The sequence below is a fragment of the Actinomadura sp. CNU-125 genome, from assembly GCF_001942465.1.
In the GTDB taxonomy this organism is placed as follows: Bacteria; Actinomycetota; Actinomycetes; order Streptosporangiales; family Streptosporangiaceae; genus Spirillospora.
Window position 1 is genome coordinate 1 of sequence record NZ_MKJY01000587.1, and the last position, 16,134, is coordinate 16,134.

A 16,134-nucleotide genomic window follows, 5' to 3' on the forward strand; every position below is an offset into this window, starting at 1 on the left:
GCGCGGCGGCGGCCCCGGCCAGCGTGCGCACCGCCGTGCGCCTCCCAGTCCGCGCCGTACGCGGCGGCCGCGGCCGTCTCCAGCTCGGTCACGAACGCGGCGGCGCCCGCCGGGCGGTCCCACGGGTTCTTGGCGAGGCCGCTCTCCACCAGCGGGCGGAGCGGCTCGGGGACGTCCTCCGCGGGGACCGGCGCGGTCAGGTGCCGCCCCATCAGCCCGGCGAGGTTCTCGGCGGCGAAGGGACGCCGCCCGGTCACGCACTCGAAGAACACGCACGTCGCCGCGTACACGTCGGTGGCGGGGGAGGACGGCTCGTCCCGCCACTGCTCCGGCGCCATGTAGACCGGCGTGCCCGCCCGTCCCGCCTCGCCCGCGTCGACCGCGACACCGAAGTCGATGAGCTTGCTCAGCCCGTCCCCCCGGACGATCACGTTCGCGGGCTTGTAGTCGCGGTGGACGATCCCGAGGTCGTGCGCGGCGGCCAGCCCCAGCAGCGACCCCTTGAGCACCGCCAGCGCCGCCTCCGGCTCCAGCGGACCCCGCTCGGCGAGCACCGTCTTGAGCGGCGCGCCGTCCACCGCCTCCATCACGATCGCCGCGCCCTCGCCCGTCTCGACGAGCCCGTACATGCGCGCGATGTACGGGTTGCGCAGCCGCCGCAGCAGGTCCGCCTCGCCCCGGAACCGGACCCGGAACCCCGGATCGTCGGCGAGCCCGGCCGCGAGGTACTTGATCGCGGCCGGCAGCCCCGTGGCGTCGTGGCGGGCCAGCACCACCCGTCCCTGCGCGCCCTCGCCGAGCACGCGCAGCTCGGTGTACTCCGGAACCCGCCACCCGCTCATCCGCCGCCCCTTCGCCGCTGAAGCCAGAAGAGGGGTTATACCGGATCATCCACGCGAATCCCCCGCGCGGGTCAGGCGGCGACGGGCTCGGGCTCCGCGTCGTCCCGTTCCGGGACGGACGGTGCGGCGGCCAGGTCGGCGCCCTCGCCCAGCGGGACGAACCGGGCGCCCGCCGCGATCAGCAGCGCGAGCACGACCACCACGCCGACGCCGACGCGCAGCGACGTCGCGTCCGCGAGGAAACCGACCACCACCGGGCCGAGCAGCAGCCCGCCGTAGCCCATCGCGCCGACCTGCGCGACCGCGGCCGCCGGACGGTCCGGCGCGGCGGTCCCGGCGAGCGAGATCGTCGTCGGGACGACCACGCAGACGACCAGGCCCGTCACGAAGAACCCGGCGATCGCCACGTGCGCCGACGGGGCGAACACCACCACCGTCATCGCCGCCGCGGTGCCGAGCCCGGCGCCCGCCAGCAGCCGCCGGGTGCCGATCCGCATCCGGACGCGGTCGCCGACGAGCCGTCCGATCAGCATCGCCAGCTCGAACATCGGGTACCCGAACGCCGCCAGCGACTCGGTCGCGCCCAGTTCGTCGTGCAGCATCAGGCTGCTCCAGTCGGCGATCGACCCCTCGGTCATGAACGCGATGAAGCCCAGCACGCCGATCAGGTAGACGGCGGCCGGCATCCGCGCCGGCGCCGCCGCCCGCCCGTCCCGGCCTCGGCGGCGGCGTCCGGGTCGGGCAGGTAGGTGCGGCCGAGCGCGAGCCCGGCGGGCAGCGCGAACAGCGCCGCGATCAGCACCGTCGCGGTGAAGCCGAGGCCGAGCGCCGCCGTCGCGACGCCGAACAGCCCGCCGGTCATCGCGCCGATGCACCAGCCCGCGTGCATGCCGCTCATGATGGACCGCCGGTACGCCTGCTCGACCACGCTGGCCTGCGCGTTCATCGCGATGTCGGTGATCCCGAACGTCATCCCGAACGCCACCACGGCGGCCAGCAGCGACCAGTACGTCGGCGCCACCGCGACCGCCACGTAGGACAGCGCGGTCAGCGGCAGGGCGAACCGCAGCGCGCCCCGGCTCCCGGCGCGCGCCATCACCCCGCGCAGCGCCTGCATGGCGACGACCGCGCCGAGACCCCAGACGAGGACGACGATGCCGATCTCGCTCTCCGACGTCCCGAACTTCCCGGCCAGCGCGGGCATCCGCGCGACCCACACACCGGTGAGCAGGCCCGCGAGGGCGAACGTCAGGAACGTCCCGATACGGGCGCGGGGCAGCATGGTTCACCTCTTTCTGGACTCGGCGGGGCGAAGGACCCCGGACGGACGGCGCCGCGCGGGTGCGCGGCCGAGAATTTGGATCGTTCCATCGGGCCGGTGACGGCCCGGCGCGGAGCTAACCGAGAAGGTCGAGCAACCGCCGCTTGAGCGCCGCGAGCTGCTCCTCGTCGTAGAGCTCCGGCGCGTGGCTCACCACTTCCCACAGGCCCTCGGCCGCCAGCCGGACGACCGTCGCGGCGACCGGATCGGCGTCTTCCGCCGGTGCGCGGCCGTGCCAGCGGCGCATGGCCGCGTTGAGCGGCTCGGCCTGCTCCGGGTCCGTCGCGGCGGCCGTGATCGCCGACCAGCGCCGGTAGGCGCGGGCCTCGCCGGTCAGGATCTCGAAGGTCGCCTCGACGTACGCGCGGCTGTAGGCGCCGGGCGTCCCGTCGTCGTGCTCGGCCAGATGGGCGCCGATCAGGTCGTCGAACTCCTCGATGACCCGCGCGACCATCGCCTTGACGAGCGCTTCCTTGGACGGGAAGTGGTAGAGCAGCCCTCCCTTGCTGACGCCCGCGCGGTCGGCGACCGCGTTGAGCGTCAGCGCCTGCGTGCCGTGCTCGGAGAGCACCGCCTCCGCGGCGTCCAGGAGGGCGTGTTTGGTCATGATTCCTCCACTGTACCGACCGGACGGTACAGTCGCCAACCGGGAGTCGCGCCCGCGCATTCCCCTAACCCACCGGCCACATACGGGGAACACCCCGCACGCGGATAATGTTGACGCCGTGGTGACCTACCTCGACCATGCGGCGACGACCCCCATGCTGCCGGAGGCCGTTGAGGCGATGACGGCGCGGCTGCACGAGCTCGGCAATCCGTCCTCGCTGCACGCCGTCGGCCGCAACGCCCGCCGCGTCGTCGAGGAATCCCGCGAGCTCATCGCCGAGGCGTTCGGCGCCCGCCCCAGCGAGGTCGTGTTCACCTCGGGCGGCACCGAGTCCGACAACCTCGCCGTCAAGGGCCTGTACTGGGCGCGCCGCGCCGCCGCCCCCGCCCGCACCCGCGTGCTCGCCTCCGCCGTCGAGCACCACGCCGTCCTCGACACCGTCCGGTGGCTCGCCGACCACGAGGGCGCCGACGTCGAACTGCTGCCCGTGGACGAACTGGGGCGCGTCCGTCCCGAAACCCTCCGCGCCGCGCTCGGCGACGGCTCCGACGTGGCGCTCGCCACCGTCATGTGGGCGAACAACGAGGTCGGCACCGTGCAGCCGATCGCCGAACTCGCCGCGACCGCCCGCGAACACGGCGTCCCCCTGCACACCGACGCCGTCCAGGCCGCGGGCAGCCTGCCCGTCTCGTTCGCCGCGAGCGGCGTCCAGGCCCTCACCCTCACCGGCCACAAGATCGGCGGACCGCTCGGCGTCGGCGCGCTCCTGCTCGCGAAGCCGAAGGACCCCGTCCACCTCGACCCCGTGCCGCTCCTGCACGGCGGCGGCCAGGAACGCGACGTCCGCTCCGGCACCCTCGACACCCCCGCCATCGCCGGGTTCGCCGCCGCCGTCGAGGTCACCGCCCGCCGCCGCGAGGCCGAGGCCGAACGCCTCGCCGCCCTCCGCGACCGCCTCATCGACGCCGTCCGCGCCGCCGTCCCCGACGCGATCCTGAACGGCGACCCCCGCGACCGGCTTCCCGGCAACGCGCACTTCTCCTTCCCCGGCTGCGAGGGCGACGCGCTCCTCATGCTGCTGGACGCCCGCGGCATCGCCTGCTCGACCGGCTCGGCCTGCTCCGCGGGCGTCTCCCAGCCCAGCCACGTCCTCACCGCCATGGGCGCCGGCCCGGAGCGCGCGCGCGGCTCGCTGCGCTTCACCCTCGGCCACACCTCCACCGAAGCCGACGTGAAGGCCCTGGCCGACGCCATCGGCCCCGCCGTAGACCGAGCCCGCCGAGCCGGCCTGACCTGACCCACCCGCCCAGCGCCCCACGGCGCGCGCCGGTTCCGCATGGCGGGCGTCCGGGCCGTGTGGGTTTCGGGTGGTGAGCGCTCGGTCGGCGTGACGCGCGCCGGTCTCGCATGGCGGGCGTCCGGCCCGCGTGCGCGCGCCGGTTCCGCGTCGCGGACGTCCGCCCGCACGGTGCGCGCCGGTCCCGCATGGCGGGCGTCCGGGCCGCGTGATGTGCGCCCGTTCGGCTGCGGCGTGGGCGGCGTTATCCGGGCGGCGGCTGGAACGGAGCGTAGCGGAGTGGAAGCCGCCGCCCGAAACTCCTTCACGTTTGATCGCCTTCTCACCGGGGACGGCTTTGCCGTTCGTTGGTCGAGGGATTGCGAGGTGCCGGAGCGATGACGGGCGTGGCGGACGGCGGCGTGGTGCGGGACGCGGGGCGCAAGGCGGCCGGGCATCCGTGGTTCCACCGGCTGTCGAGGGCGGGCCTGGTCGCCCGCGGATTCCTGTACGTCCTGATCGGGGTGCTGGCGCTGCAGATCGCCTTGGGGGACGGCGGCGCGGAGGCCGACCGGACCGGCGCCCTCACCACCGTGGCGGGCGAACCGGGCGGGACGGTCGTGCTGTGGCTCATGACGGCCGGGTTCGCGGCCCTCGCGCTCTGGCAGTTCGCGGAGGCGGTCTACGGACGTCCCGTTCCGGACGGGCACCGGGTGCGGGAGCGGCTCGCGTCGGCCGGTCGCGGGGTCCTGTACGGGGCCGGGTTCGCGGCGATGCTCGCGTTCATGTTCGGGCACCGGGGCGCGTCGGGCGACGAGCGGTCGAGGACGTTCACCGCGCGGCTGCTGGGGGAGCCGGGCGGGCGCTGGCTGGTGCTGGGCGTCGCCGCCGGGTTCCTCGCCGTGGGCGCGTACGTCCTGTACGGCGCCGCCCGCCGCACGTTCCTCGACGAGCTCAAGGCCGGGCAGATGGGACGGAACGCGCGGCGGGTCGTCGAGCCGCTCGGCGTGCTCGGGAACGCCGCGCGGGGCCTGGTGATCGGTGCGGCCGGGGTGTTCCTCGGGTACGCGGCGATCGCCTACGACCCGGGGAAGGCGCGCGGGCTGGACGGCACGCTCCGCGAGTTCGCCGGGACGCCCGCCGGGGCGTGGGGGCTCGTCGCCATCGCCTGCGGCGTGGTGCTCTTCGGCGTGTACTCGTGCTGCGAGGCACGCTGGCGCAAGGTAGAGGCCGTCCGTCAGGGCCGGTAGGGGGCCAGCGCCTTCCAGCCGGGGTCGTTGGTCGAGGAGATCTTCGCCTTGCCCTCCTGCCAGTTCGCGGCGAGCTGGTCGAGTTCGCCGACGACGCCCGAGTCGGGGTCGGCGTACAGGTGGAAGACCCGCAGCCCGTCGCCGGTCTCGCGGACGGCGAGGACCGCCCGGTCGCCCAGCTTGGCGAGCTTCTTCTCGAACGCGTGCAGCGCCCCCGCGGACGGCTCGACGGGCAGCCGGTCGGGGTTGTCGTGCAGGTACGGGACGGCGATCGCCACGTGCAGGTCGCACAGCGGGTAGTCCTGCCGGTGCAGCGGGAACCGCGCGCCGACCCGGGCGGGATGGCCGCGCGGGGTGCGGCCCTCGCCGGTCAGCCACGCCGCGTCCCCGAACGGCTCGGCGACCTGCTCGACGACCGCGCCCAGCATCGCGGCGCAGCGCGTCGATCGGCGCCTCCATCGCGAGGTCGACGTCGCCGACCCAGCGGGCCACGTCGTCCTCGCCGAGCGCCCAGTCCAGGACGTGCGACGCGACCTGCCGCTGCTGCTCCTCGGGCACGAACAGGAAGTCGGGGTGGTAGGCGGTGATGTGCACCTTCGCGCGTCCGGCGTCGGCCCGCATGCCCAGCCGCACGTACTCCAGGTCGAACTCGTGGTCGCCGAGGACGAGGTCCTGGGCGAGCATCTCCGGGTCGGCCTGCCGCGCGGGGTAGAAGTTCCAGTCGCCCGAGCCCTTGGGCGCGGCCCGCACCCACCGTTCGGCGAGCCCGCGCAGTTCCGGGTCGCCGCCGCCGGTCAGCGTGAGCGAGGGCGCCCGGTCCTCGGCGCCGCCGATCTCCCACTGCAGCCCCGGGTGGATCTTGTGGACGCGGCGGGACAGCTCCTCGATCGTGTCGGCCGACAGGCCCTCGCCCGGCGGCTCGCCCGGTTCCGGGTCGCCCGGACCGGCCGCCAGCGACGACTCGATCGTCGGGCGCGCCTGGCCCCACCATTCCCAGAACTCGCCGACCGCGGGCGGTGCGGTGGCGGACGTGTCGCGCGGACGGCGGAAGATTCCCACCTGTACGTCTCTTCCTTGTCGTGGGGTCACGGGGTCCGGGCCTTCACGGAGCCCGCGACGTAACCCTACGCGAGCCGCCGGACGATCCGTCGCCGTGTCCCCGGCGAGGCCCCGTCCAGGGCAAACCTTCACCCTGCTCCGGTCAAGAGTGATCGGCCCGCGGTGGGAGGGACGTCCGCACCGGGTATCGCCGGATCCCGACCGGAGGGGGAGAGATGATCCTGGCGGCGGCCGAAGAACCGCTGAAGATCGACTGGGCGAACATGCCCACCTACAACACCGTCATGTCGGTCGCCGCGGGCGCCGGGCTGCTGCTCGTCGTCTGGCTCGGACGGCTGCTGCTGACGCCGGACGCGCGGCTGCACCCCACCGGCTGGTCGCTCGCGTTCGGCGTCCTCGGCTTCATCCTCACCACCACGGGCCTGCACATGACGCTGACGTGGCCGCTGGCGCCCGGCGGCTTCCCGTTCGACAACGTGATCTTCGGTGAGCCGGCGCTGGCGTTCGGCGTCCTCATGCTGGCCGCCGCGGTGTACCTGTGGAAGCACGGGACGGCCCTCGCCGAGCGGCCCGACCGGACGGCGGACGTCGCCGGTCTCGCCGGGCCGGTGTCGGTGTTCGTCCTCGGCATGGGGCTGGCCTGCTTCGGCATCGCCGCCGCCGGGATCCACTACCAGCTGTTCGCGGCGCCCCCGCAGGAGCCGATCTCCGGGTTGCTGGCCGACCATCCGATGGTGGAGGCGAGCTTCATCTCGGCGCTGTACGCCCTCGTCGGGATCGGCGCGGTGCTGTTCCCGTTCGCGCTGCGGGCTCCGCGCGGCCCGCTGACGCTCGTCGTCGGAGTCTGCTGGGGACTTTCCGGCCTGGCCTTCCTACTGTTCGGCGCCCTGAACTACTTCACTCACATCGGGCTGATCGTAAACACGATGTAGGACGGTCCCGGCGGCGCGTACGCTCGAAGGACTATGACTCTGCGCGTACTCGCCGCCATGTCCGGCGGCGTCGACTCCGCCGTGGCCGCCGCCCGCGCCGCCGAGGCCGGGCACGACGTCACCGGCGTCCACATGGCCCTGTCCAGCAACCCGCAGTCCTACCGGACGGGCGCGCGCGGCTGCTGCACCCTGGAGGATTCCCGGGACGCCCGCCGCGCCGCCGACGTGATCGGCATCCCGTTCTACGTCTGGGACCTCGCGGAACGTTTCCACGAGGACGTCGTCGAGGACTTCGTCAGCGAGTACGCGGCGGGCCGCACGCCGAACCCGTGCCTGCGCTGCAACGAGAAGATCAAGTTCGCGGCGCTGCTGGACCGCGCGATGGCGCTCGGCTTCGACGCCGTCTGCACCGGCCACTACGCCCGGCTGGAGGACGGCGTCCTGCGCCGGGGCGTCGACGCGGGCAAGGACCAGTCGTACGTCCTGGCGGTGTGCACCCCCGAGCAGCTCGCGCACGCGATGTTCCCCCTCGCGACACCGCCAAGGCCGACATCCGCCGCGAGGCCGAGCGGCGCGGCCTCCAGGTCGCCGACAAGCCCGACAGCCACGACATCTGCTTCATCGCCGACGGCGACACCCGCGGCTTCCTCGCCGAGCGTCTCGGCACCGCCAAGGGCCCGATCGTCGACGCCGACGGCACCGAGGTCGGCGAGCACGACGGCGCGTACGCGTACACGATCGGGCAGCGCAAGGGCCTGCGCATCGGCACCCCCGCGCCGGACGGGCGGCCCCGCTACGTCCTCGACATCTCCCCGGTCACCAACACCGTCACCGTCGGCCCCCGCGAGGCCCTCGACGTCCGCGAGATCACCGCCGAGCGCGCGATCTGGCTGAGCGAGCCGCCTGCGGGCCCGTTCGGCTGCCGCGTGCAGCTGCGCGCCCACGGCGAGGTCCACGACTGCACGGCCGAACGGGACGGCGACGTCCTGCGCATCCGCCTCGCCGCGCCCGCGCGCGGCGTCGCGTCCGGCCAGGCCGCCGTCCTGTACGAGGGCGACCGGGTGCTGGCGTCGGCGACGATCGCCGAGGCCGCGCGCGTCCCCGCCTGACGCGTCAGAGCAGGTCGCCGACGAGCCCGCCGGACGCCGTCCCGGCGGGCTTCGCGGCGCCGTCGATCTCGAAGGTCTGCCCGTCGCGCGGGAACACGATGTTCTTCCGCGACGACCCGGTGACGTCGTCGTCCCGGTGCGTCGCGAGGAACCGGACGTCCGGATGGCGGTCGGCGAGCGATTCGACGTCGGCGAGGCCCATGTGCCCGAACTCGCCCTCCGCGGGGAAGCTCGTGTCGAGCACCACGGTCGGGCAGTCGGCGGCGAGCTTCTCCACCGGCGGGCACAGCACCGTGTCGCCCGTGTACCCGAGCCGCGCCCCCGACTCGTCGGCGATCACGTACCCGAGCGCGGGGACGGTGTGCTCCACGGGCACCGCGTGGATCCGGTACCCGTCGCCGGACCAGTCGCCGCCCCGGTCGCCGATCTCGACGAAGCGCGGCGGCACCTTCTCCCGGATGTCGGCGTAGGTGCCGGGATAGGCGGTCTCGAACAGCCGCTCCAGGCGTTCCTCGAAGCCGGACGGGCCGATCAGGACGAGCTCGCGGTCCCGCGCCCGCCGCAGCCCCTGTTCGAGGAACAGGAACACGATGTCGAAGAAGTGGTCGGCGTGGAAGTGGGTGATGAGGCAGACGTCCACGTCCAGCGGGTCGAGCCCGTGCCGCCGCATCGCCTTCATCGACCCGTTCGGCGCGTCGACGAGCACCCGGCCGTCGATCATCGCCGACGAGCTCATGCTCTCGCTGAGGATCGACCCGGTCCCGATGAACCGCAGCTGCACTGTTCCGTCCCCCGTGGATGCCGCCGTCCCGGATAGCGTTCCGTATCCGGACGGTCACTGTTCGCGCCGGTCATTCCGGCGTGTACCCCGCCGCGCCACCGGCGAACCGGCGGCCGCCGCCTCGGACGCCTCGGGGACGCCGGAAGTACCATGCGGCTCTGGCGCAACTCTGGAGGTCTTGTGAAGTTCGGTGTTTCCACGTTCGTGACCGACGAGGGGATCGGCGCCACGGCGCTCGGACGGGCGCTGGAGGAGCGCGGCTTCGGGTCGCTTTTCCTCGCCGAGCACACCCACATCCCGGTGAAGCGGGAATCGCCGTGGCCCGGCGGCGACGAGCTGCCGCGCATGTACTACCGGACGCTCGACCCGTTCGTCGTCCTGTCGGCGATCGCGGGCGTGACCGAGCGGCTGCGGCTCGGCACCGGGATCGCGCTGATCGTCCAGCGGGACCCGATCGTCCTGGCCAAGGAGGTCGCGTCCCTCGACCTGATCTCCGGCGGACGGGCGATGCTCGGCGTCGGCGCCGGCTGGAACCGGGAGGAGATGCGCAACCACGGCACCGAGCCGAAGACGCGCATGCGGCTGCTGCGCGAGCGGGTGCTGGCCGTCAAGGAGCTGTGGACGAAGGACGAGGCGGAGTTCCACGGCGAGTTCGTCGACTTCGACCCCGTGTTCTCCTACCCCAAGCCCGTCCAGGACCCGCACCCGCCCGTGCTGATCGGCGGCGCCGGCCCGACGACGCCCGACCGGGTCGTGGAGTTCGGGGACGGGTGGATGCCGATCTACGGGCGCGGCACCGACGCCCTGGCCGCGCAGATCGCCGACATCCGGGAGCGCGCGGGACGGCCCGTGCCGGTCACCGTGTTCGGCGTGCCGCGCAGCCCGCGGGCCGTCGAGGAGCTGGCGGCGGCCGGGGTCGACGAGGTGCTGTTCAACCTCAAGACCGAACCGGAGGCCGACACCCTGCGCCGCCTGGACAAGCTGGCCGAACTGCTCTGACCACGCCGCTAGGCTTTCGCACGTGATCGAATATCCGTGGGGGCCGGGGACGGCGACCGGTGTCGGCTCGTATCCCGGGAGCGACCCGGAGGAGACCCTCCGGGTCGTCCTCGGCGAGGTGCCCGAGCTGCCGCACCTGCCGGAACTGCCCGCGCGCGGGCCCGGCGCCGACATGGTGGGACGGTCGGCCGGGTTGCTGGTCGAGCTGCCGGTGCACCTCGAACCGTCCGGGTGGCGGTTCTCCGACCGGCCCGGCCGCGACACCGTCCGCACCCGCGACCACCTCGCGCGCGACCTGGACGTGCTGGAGGCCGTCGCGGGGACGCACGACGGGCCGTTCAAGATCCAGGTGTGCGGCCCGTGGACGCTCGCCGCGACCGTCGAGCTGCGGCACGGCGACCGCGCGATCAAGGACCCGGGCGCCGTCCGCGACCTCGCCCGAGTCGCTCGCGGAGGGCGTGGCGGCGCACGTCGCCGACGTCCGGCGGCGGCTGCCCGCGCGCGCGGATCCTGCTGCAACTGGACGAACCGGCCCTGCCGGGGGTGCTCGCGGGGACGGTCCCGACCGCGAGCGGGTTCGGGCGGCTGCGGGCGGTCGAGGCCCCGGTGGCCGAGGACGTCCTGCGGCGGACGATCGACACGGTGTGCGCGGACGACGCGGCGTTCCCGCTCGTCCACTGCTGCGCCCGCGACGTCCCGTTCGGCCTGCTGCGGCGCGCGGGGGCGAAGGCGCTGTCGGTCGACCTGCGGTACGTGCCGAAGCGGGACGACGACGTGGTGGGCGAGACGATCGACGCGGGCGTCCGGCTGTTCCTCGGGGCGGTCCCGGCGACCGACGCGGCGCTGCCGCCGCTGCGGGCGTCGGCCGAACCGCTCCGGGGGCTGTGGCGGCGGTTCGGGTTCGCGCCCGAGCGGCTCGCGCGCCAGGTCGTCGTCACGCCCGCCTGCGGGCTGGCGGGCGCCTCGCCCCGGTACGTCCGGCAAGCCCTGAAACGTTCCCGCGACGTGGCGCGGATGCTGCACGAAGCGGCACAGGAGTAAGCGCGGAAGTAGGCGCGCCCCTGCCGGTTTGTCGGTGCCACCGGGGAAAATGGGGGCATGACCACGAGCGACGGCGCCACCAGTGAGGTTCCCAGCGACGCGCGGCAGCGGCATCTGGAGCTGAGCGAGCGGATCGACGAGGGGAACTACCGCTACTACGTCCTCGACCGGCCGACGCTGACCGACGCCGAGTACGACCGGATGATGCGGGAGCTGCGGGAGCTGGAGGAGCGGCATCCCGGGCTGGTCACGCCCGACTCGCCCACCCAGAAGGTCGGCGCGCCGATCACGACCGACTTCGCGACCGTCGAGCATCTGGAGCGGATGCAGAGCCTCGACAACGCGATGAACGCCGACGAGCTGCTCGCGTGGGACGAGCGGGTCGTCAAGGAGGTCGGCGAGGTCGCGGGCTACCTGTGCGAGCTGAAGATCGACGGGCTGGCGATCGCGGTGATCTACGAACGGGGACGGCTCGTCCGCGGCGTCACGCGCGGGGACGGGCGCACCGGCGAGGACGTCACGCACAACATCCGCACCATCGCCGACATCCCGAACCGGCTCGCCGGGGACGGCTGGCCGGACGTCCTGGAGGTGCGCGGCGAGGTCTTCCTGCCGGTCGAGGGGTTCCAGCAGGTCAACGCCGCGCAGGTGGAGGCCGGCAAGGAGCCGTTCGCCAACCCGCGCAACGCGGCGGCGGGGTCGCTGCGGCAGAAGGACCCGCGGGTCACCGCCAGGCGCCCGCTCGGCATGCTGGTGCACGGGTTCGGCGCCTGGGAGGGCGGGACGCGGCCGGAGAGCCAGTCCGGCGCGTACGAGCTGATGCGCGGATGGGGGCTGCCGGTCAGCGACCGGTACGAGGTCGTCGGCGGCATGGACGCCGTCCGCGAGTACATCGCGGAGTACGGCGAGCACCGGCACGACCCCGCCTACGAGATCGACGGGGTCGTGGTGAAGGTCGACGGGTTCGCGCACCAGCGGCGGCTCGGGTCGACCAGCCGCGCGCCGCGCTGGGCGATCGCGTGGAAGTACCCGCCGGAGGAGGTCAACACCAAGCTCCTCGACATCAAGGTCGGCGTGGGACGGACCGGGCGCGCACCCCGTACGGGGTGATGGAGCCGACGAAGGTCGCGGGTTCGACCGTCGAGAGGGCGACGCTGCACAACGCGAGCGAGGTCGTCCGCAAGGGCGTCCTGATCGGCGACACGGTCGTGCTGCGCAAGGCCGGGGACGTCATCCCGGAGATCGTCGCGCCGGTCACCGCCCTGCGGGACGGCTCGGAGCGCGAGTTCGTCATGCCGGCGCGGTGCCCGGAGTGCGGCACCGAGCTGGCGTACGAGAAGGAGGGCGACGCCGACATCCGCTGCCCGAACGCCCGGTCGTGCCCCGCGCAGCTGCGGGAGCGGCTGTTCTTCGTCGCGAGCCGGAACGCGCTCGACATCGAGGCGCTCGGGTACGTCGCCGCGACCGCGCTGACGCAGCCGCTGGAGCCCGCCGATCCGCCGGTGCAGAACGAGGGCGACCTGTTCCACCTGACCGTGGACGAGCTGCTGCCGATCAAGAGCCTGGTGCTCGACCCCGACAGCGGCACCCCCAAGATCGATCCGAAGACGGGGGAGCGAAAGGAAGTCACGTTCTTCGCGAACAAGGAGGGTGAGCCGAAGAAGACCGTCGAGAAGCTGTTCGAGGAGCTGGAGAAGGCGAAGCGGCAGCCGCTGTGGCGGGTGCTGGTGGCGCTGTCGATCCGGCACGTCGGGCCGTCCGCCGCCCGTGACCTGGCCCGCGAGATGGGCTCGCTGGACGCGATCGCCGCCGCGTCCGAGGAGGAGCTCGCCGCCGTCGACGGCGTCGGCCCGACGATCGCGGCGTCGATCACGTCGTGGTTCGCGGTCGACTGGCACCGCGAGATCGTCGACAAGTGGCGCGCGGCGGGCGTCCGGATGGAGGACGAGGGGGCCGCGGGGCCGCGTCCTCTGCAGGGCGTCACCGTCGTGATCACCGGTTCGCTGGAGACGTACAGCCGCGACTCGGCGACCGAGGCGGTGCAGCGGCTCGGCGGCAAGGTGTCGGGGTCGGTGTCGAAGAAGACGGGTTTCGTGGTCGTGGGCGACAGTCCGGGGTCGAAGTACGACAAGGCGGTCAAGCTGGGCGTGCCGGTCCTGGAGGAGGACGGATTCCGGGTTCTGCTCTCCGATGGGCCGGATGCGGCCAGAAAAGTCGCTGTCCGTACGGACGAGTGACGAAATGTGCTTGACGGGCCGCCATCAGGTTTGCGTTACTCAGGGGTACACTTCCACTACCCAACGGTGAGAGGCGGGGGCGATCCGGGCATAACGGAACGTACGCAACCGGTTTCGCGAAGTTCGCCAGAGGTCGTACTCTCCCTCTCATCACGACACACCTGAATCACCGGACGTATCACCCGGGGGCGTCCCCGCGGCCCAGGCACGTCCGGTTTCCGGGGGACGTCCCCCGCGAATCCCCCCGAGGATGGTGATGAAGGACCCGAACAACACGCGGAACACGGCGCCGCGCCGCGGTTCCCCGTTGTGGATCTACATCGTCGTCGTCATCGTGCTGGGCATCGTGGCGGGCGGCTCGGCCTTCGCCGGGCTCACCGGGCCCGACCTGGACGCCCTCCTCGGCAACCCCGTCTTCTGGATCCTCGGCTGCTTCATCGTCTTCGGCGAGATGCGGCCGATCATCACCCCGGGCTCCACCGAGAACAACGGCGCGACGACCTCCACCACGTTCTCGTTCGCCGCGCTGCTGTACGCCGGGCTCCCGGTCGCCGCCGCCCTGCACGCCGTCGCCGTCATCACCTGCGGGATCTTCCGCGGCCGCACCCCGCACCGGATCGCGTTCAACGTCGCCCAGTACACCCTCAGCCTCGGCGCCGCCCAGCTCGCCCTCGCCCTCACCGGCGACCTGGCGACCCCCTCCGGCCTCTGGGTGCCGGACGGCGCCGACCTGCCGGCCATCGCCCTCGCCGGCACCGTCTACTTCTTCTGCAACGACATGCTCGTCAGCGCCGCCGTCGCCCTGCACGAGCGCGTCTCCCTGCTCAAGGCCATGCGGTGGGACTTCGGCTACCAGGTCCTGGTCCACCTCGCGCTGCTCGGCCTCGCCCCGCTGATCGTCGTCGCGATGGATCGCTCCGCGCTGTTCGTCCCGCTGATCGTCCTGCCGTTCATCGCCGTGTACCTGAACGCGTCGGTGTCCGTCCGGCGCGAGCACCAGGCCCTGCACGACGCCCTCACCGGGCTCCCGAACCGCAAGCTGCTGATCGTCCGCACCGAGGAGGCGCTCGCCGAGGCCCGCGGCGAGGACGCCCACCGGCACCTGCGCGGACGCCGCCGCAAGACCGCCGCGCCGCCCCGCCGGGCCGGCCTGTTCCTGCTCGACCTCGACCGCTTCAAGGAGGTCAACGACACCCTCGGGCACCCCACCGGCGACCGCCTCCTGCAGCTCGTCGCGCACCGCCTCACCCACAGCGTCCGCCCCGGCGACCTGGTGGCCCGCCTCGGCGGCGACGAGTTCGCGGTGCTGCTGCCGACCGTCCGCGACGAGGCCGCCGCCCGCGAGGTCGCCGCCCGGCTGCGCGCCGCACTGAGCGAACCCGTCCGGCTGGACGGCCTGTCGTTCGACCTCGAAGGCAGTGTCGGCATCGCGCTGTTCCCCGACCACGCCCCCGACTTCGAACTCCTCCTGCAGCGCGCCGACGTCGCCATGTACAACGCGAAGGAGTCCCGCAGCGGCGTCGAGGTCTACTCCCCGCACAAGGACCGCAACTCCCCGGCGCGCCTCACCATGCTCGGCGACCTGCGCCGCGCCGTCGACCGGTCCGAACTCGAACTCTTCTACCAGCCCAAGATCTCCCTGCGGGACGGCCAGCTCGTCGGCATGGAGGCCCTGCTGCGCTGGCGGCACCCCGAACAGGGCCTCCTCGAACCCGAGGCGTTCCTGTCCATCGCCGAGCAGACGTACCTGATGCGCTCCATCACCCACTACGTCGTCGAGGCCGCCCTCGCGCAGACCGCCGCCTGGTGGCGGGAGAACCTCGCCGTCCAGGTCGCGGTGAACGCCTCCGGCCGCGACCTCCTCGACACCGGCCTCACCGAGACCATCGAGGAGGGCCTGCTCGCCCGCGGCCTGCCCACCGCCGCGCTCCAGCTGGAGATCACCGAGCGGATCCTGATGAACGAGCCCGCCTACGCCTCCGACACCGTCGCCGCGCTCGCCGAACTGGGGATCCCCCTCAGCCTGGACGACTTCGGCACCGGCTACTCGTCCCTCGTGCGGCTCAAACGGCTCCCCGTCGAGGAGATCAAGATCGACGCGTCGTTCGTGCGCCGCCTCACCGAGTCGTCGGACGACGCGGTGATCGTCCGCTCGATCGTCGACCTCGTCCGCACCCTCGGCCTGCGCTCGGTCGCCGAAGGCGTCGAGGACCCGCAGACCGCGCGCGTCCTCCGCGAGATGGGCTGCGACGCCGCGCAGGGCTGGCATTTCGGGCGCCCGATGGACGCCGCGACGGCCACCGAGTGGCTCCGCCGCCACAACGACCGCGCCCCCGAACCCGCTGCCTGATCAGTAGGGGCGGCGGGGGCCGTCCTCGTAGTAGCGCTCCTCGCGCACCGCGGGCGGGGGACGGCGCTCGACCGCGCGGCGGGACGCCGCGATCCGCACCAGGCCGATGACGAGCCCGATCAGCCCGCCGACCATCAGGATCACGCCGACCAGCCGGACGTCGACGCCGCTGAGATCGAAGTCGACCGCGTAGGCCAGGATGGCTCCGACAATGATCAGTGCGATGCTGCCGCCGATGGTCACACCGGCTCCTCTCGTCGTCCAGGGGGACGACAGAAGCGTTCCCTCCAGGCGGATCCGAAACGGCGCGCCGGGTCGTGCCAGCGTAAT

General features: G+C 73.3%; 12 protein-coding genes and 3 pseudogenes. 8 read left to right on the forward strand and 7 right to left on the reverse strand.

Translation table 11 applies throughout. The annotated features are described in order from the left end of the window. From BJF79_RS46920 to BJF79_RS46930, 4 genes are all read right to left on the reverse strand, one after another. Positions 1–842 (reverse strand): serine/threonine-protein kinase (locus BJF79_RS46920; protein ID WP_143220985.1); only part of this gene is annotated, 842 nt, incomplete at its 3' end. A gap of 71 nt (positions 843–913) precedes the next feature. Next, positions 914–1,528, reverse strand: a complete 615-nt coding sequence (locus tag BJF79_RS64750; protein ID WP_262403592.1) for an MFS transporter — start codon at positions 1,526–1,528, stop codon at positions 914–916. Then, on the reverse strand, positions 1,507–2,124 hold the full coding sequence (locus BJF79_RS64755) for an MFS transporter (RefSeq protein WP_262403593.1): 618 nt from the start codon (positions 2,122–2,124) through the stop codon (positions 1,507–1,509). The genes BJF79_RS64750 and BJF79_RS64755 overlap by 22 nt, the downstream gene beginning before the upstream one ends. Positions 2,125–2,239: 115 nt before the next feature. Then, complete coding sequence (locus tag BJF79_RS46930; RefSeq protein WP_075907102.1) at positions 2,240–2,770, reverse strand: TetR/AcrR family transcriptional regulator; 531 nt, start codon at positions 2,768–2,770, stop codon at positions 2,240–2,242. 121 nt (positions 2,771–2,891) lie between these two features. Here BJF79_RS46930 and BJF79_RS46935 point away from each other — a divergent pair, with 121 nt between their 5' ends. Continuing rightward, positions 2,892–4,067 (forward strand): cysteine desulfurase family protein, encoded by a 1,176-nt coding sequence (locus BJF79_RS46935; protein WP_075907118.1) that lies wholly within the window; start codon positions 2,892–2,894, stop codon positions 4,065–4,067. Between the two features lie 377 nt (positions 4,068–4,444). Next, the gene (locus tag BJF79_RS46940) at positions 4,445–5,296 is read left to right on the forward strand and encodes a DUF1206 domain-containing protein (protein ID WP_075907103.1); all 852 of its coding nucleotides are present in this window, start codon (positions 4,445–4,447) and stop codon (positions 5,294–5,296) included. Here BJF79_RS46940 and BJF79_RS64760 read toward each other — a convergent pair. Next, positions 5,284–5,724 (reverse strand): DUF695 domain-containing protein, encoded by a 441-nt coding sequence (locus BJF79_RS64760; RefSeq protein ID WP_262403594.1) that lies wholly within the window; start codon positions 5,722–5,724, stop codon positions 5,284–5,286. The genes BJF79_RS46940 and BJF79_RS64760 overlap by 13 nt on opposite strands. Before the next feature lie 846 nt (positions 5,725–6,570). Here BJF79_RS64760 and BJF79_RS46950 point away from each other — a divergent pair. Next, positions 6,571–7,287, forward strand: coding sequence for a DUF981 family protein (locus BJF79_RS46950; RefSeq protein ID WP_075907104.1), 717 nt, complete (start codon positions 6,571–6,573; stop codon positions 7,285–7,287). Between the two features lie 33 nt (positions 7,288–7,320). Next, positions 7,321–8,396: pseudogene (gene mnmA, locus BJF79_RS46955) on the forward strand (tRNA 2-thiouridine(34) synthase MnmA). Positions 8,397–8,400: 4 nt separating this feature from the next. Here the strand turns inward: mnmA and BJF79_RS46960 are convergent. After that, a complete protein-coding gene (locus BJF79_RS46960; RefSeq protein ID WP_075907105.1) occupies positions 8,401–9,177 on the reverse strand; it encodes an MBL fold metallo-hydrolase in 777 nt (258 codons plus the stop codon). A 180-nt stretch (positions 9,178–9,357) separates the two neighbouring features. On the opposite strand from BJF79_RS46960, the gene BJF79_RS46965 reads away from it, so the two are divergent. The 4 genes and pseudogenes from BJF79_RS46965 to BJF79_RS46980 all read left to right on the forward strand — a co-directional run bounded on the left by BJF79_RS46965 (position 9,358) and on the right by BJF79_RS46980 (position 15,804). Beyond that, positions 9,358–10,176, forward strand: coding sequence for an LLM class F420-dependent oxidoreductase (locus BJF79_RS46965; RefSeq protein WP_075907106.1), 819 nt, complete (start codon positions 9,358–9,360; stop codon positions 10,174–10,176). A 22-nt stretch (positions 10,177–10,198) separates the two neighbouring features. Continuing rightward, a pseudogene (locus BJF79_RS46970) lies at positions 10,199–11,217 on the forward strand (methionine synthase). Positions 11,218–11,274: 57 nt separating this feature from the next. Next, positions 11,275–13,454, forward strand: a pseudogene (gene ligA, locus BJF79_RS46975) (NAD-dependent DNA ligase LigA). Between the two features lie 256 nt (positions 13,455–13,710). Further along, entirely contained in the window at positions 13,711–15,804 is a 2,094-nt protein-coding gene (locus tag BJF79_RS46980) for a putative bifunctional diguanylate cyclase/phosphodiesterase (protein WP_075907119.1), read from the forward strand. Here the strand turns inward: BJF79_RS46980 and BJF79_RS46985 are convergent, their stop codons facing one another. Further along, on the reverse strand, positions 15,805–16,047 hold the full coding sequence (locus BJF79_RS46985) for a DUF6458 family protein (RefSeq protein WP_075907107.1): 243 nt from the start codon (positions 16,045–16,047) through the stop codon (positions 15,805–15,807). Positions 16,048–16,134: the final 87 nt, after the last annotated feature.

Bases quoted from the DNA above. Each gene is read 5' to 3' on its own strand.
- BJF79_RS64750 (WP_262403592.1), bottom strand. From the start codon at position 1,528: ATGCCGGCCGCCGTCTACCTGATCGGCGTGCTGGGCTTCATCGCGTTC.
- BJF79_RS64755 (WP_262403593.1), bottom strand. From the start codon at position 2,124: ATGCTGCCCCGCGCCCGTATCGGGACGTTCCTGACGTTCGCCCTCGCG.
- BJF79_RS46930 (WP_075907102.1), bottom strand. From the start codon at position 2,770: ATGACCAAACACGCCCTCCTGGACGCCGCGGAGGCGGTGCTCTCCGAG.
- BJF79_RS46940 (WP_075907103.1), top strand. From the start codon at position 4,445: ATGACGGGCGTGGCGGACGGCGGCGTGGTGCGGGACGCGGGGCGCAAG.
- BJF79_RS64760 (WP_262403594.1), bottom strand. From the start codon at position 5,724: ATGCTGGGCGCGGTCGTCGAGCAGGTCGCCGAGCCGTTCGGGGACGCG.
- BJF79_RS46950 (WP_075907104.1), top strand. From the start codon at position 6,571: ATGATCCTGGCGGCGGCCGAAGAACCGCTGAAGATCGACTGGGCGAAC.
- BJF79_RS46980 (WP_075907119.1), top strand. From the start codon at position 13,711: ATGAAGGACCCGAACAACACGCGGAACACGGCGCCGCGCCGCGGTTCC.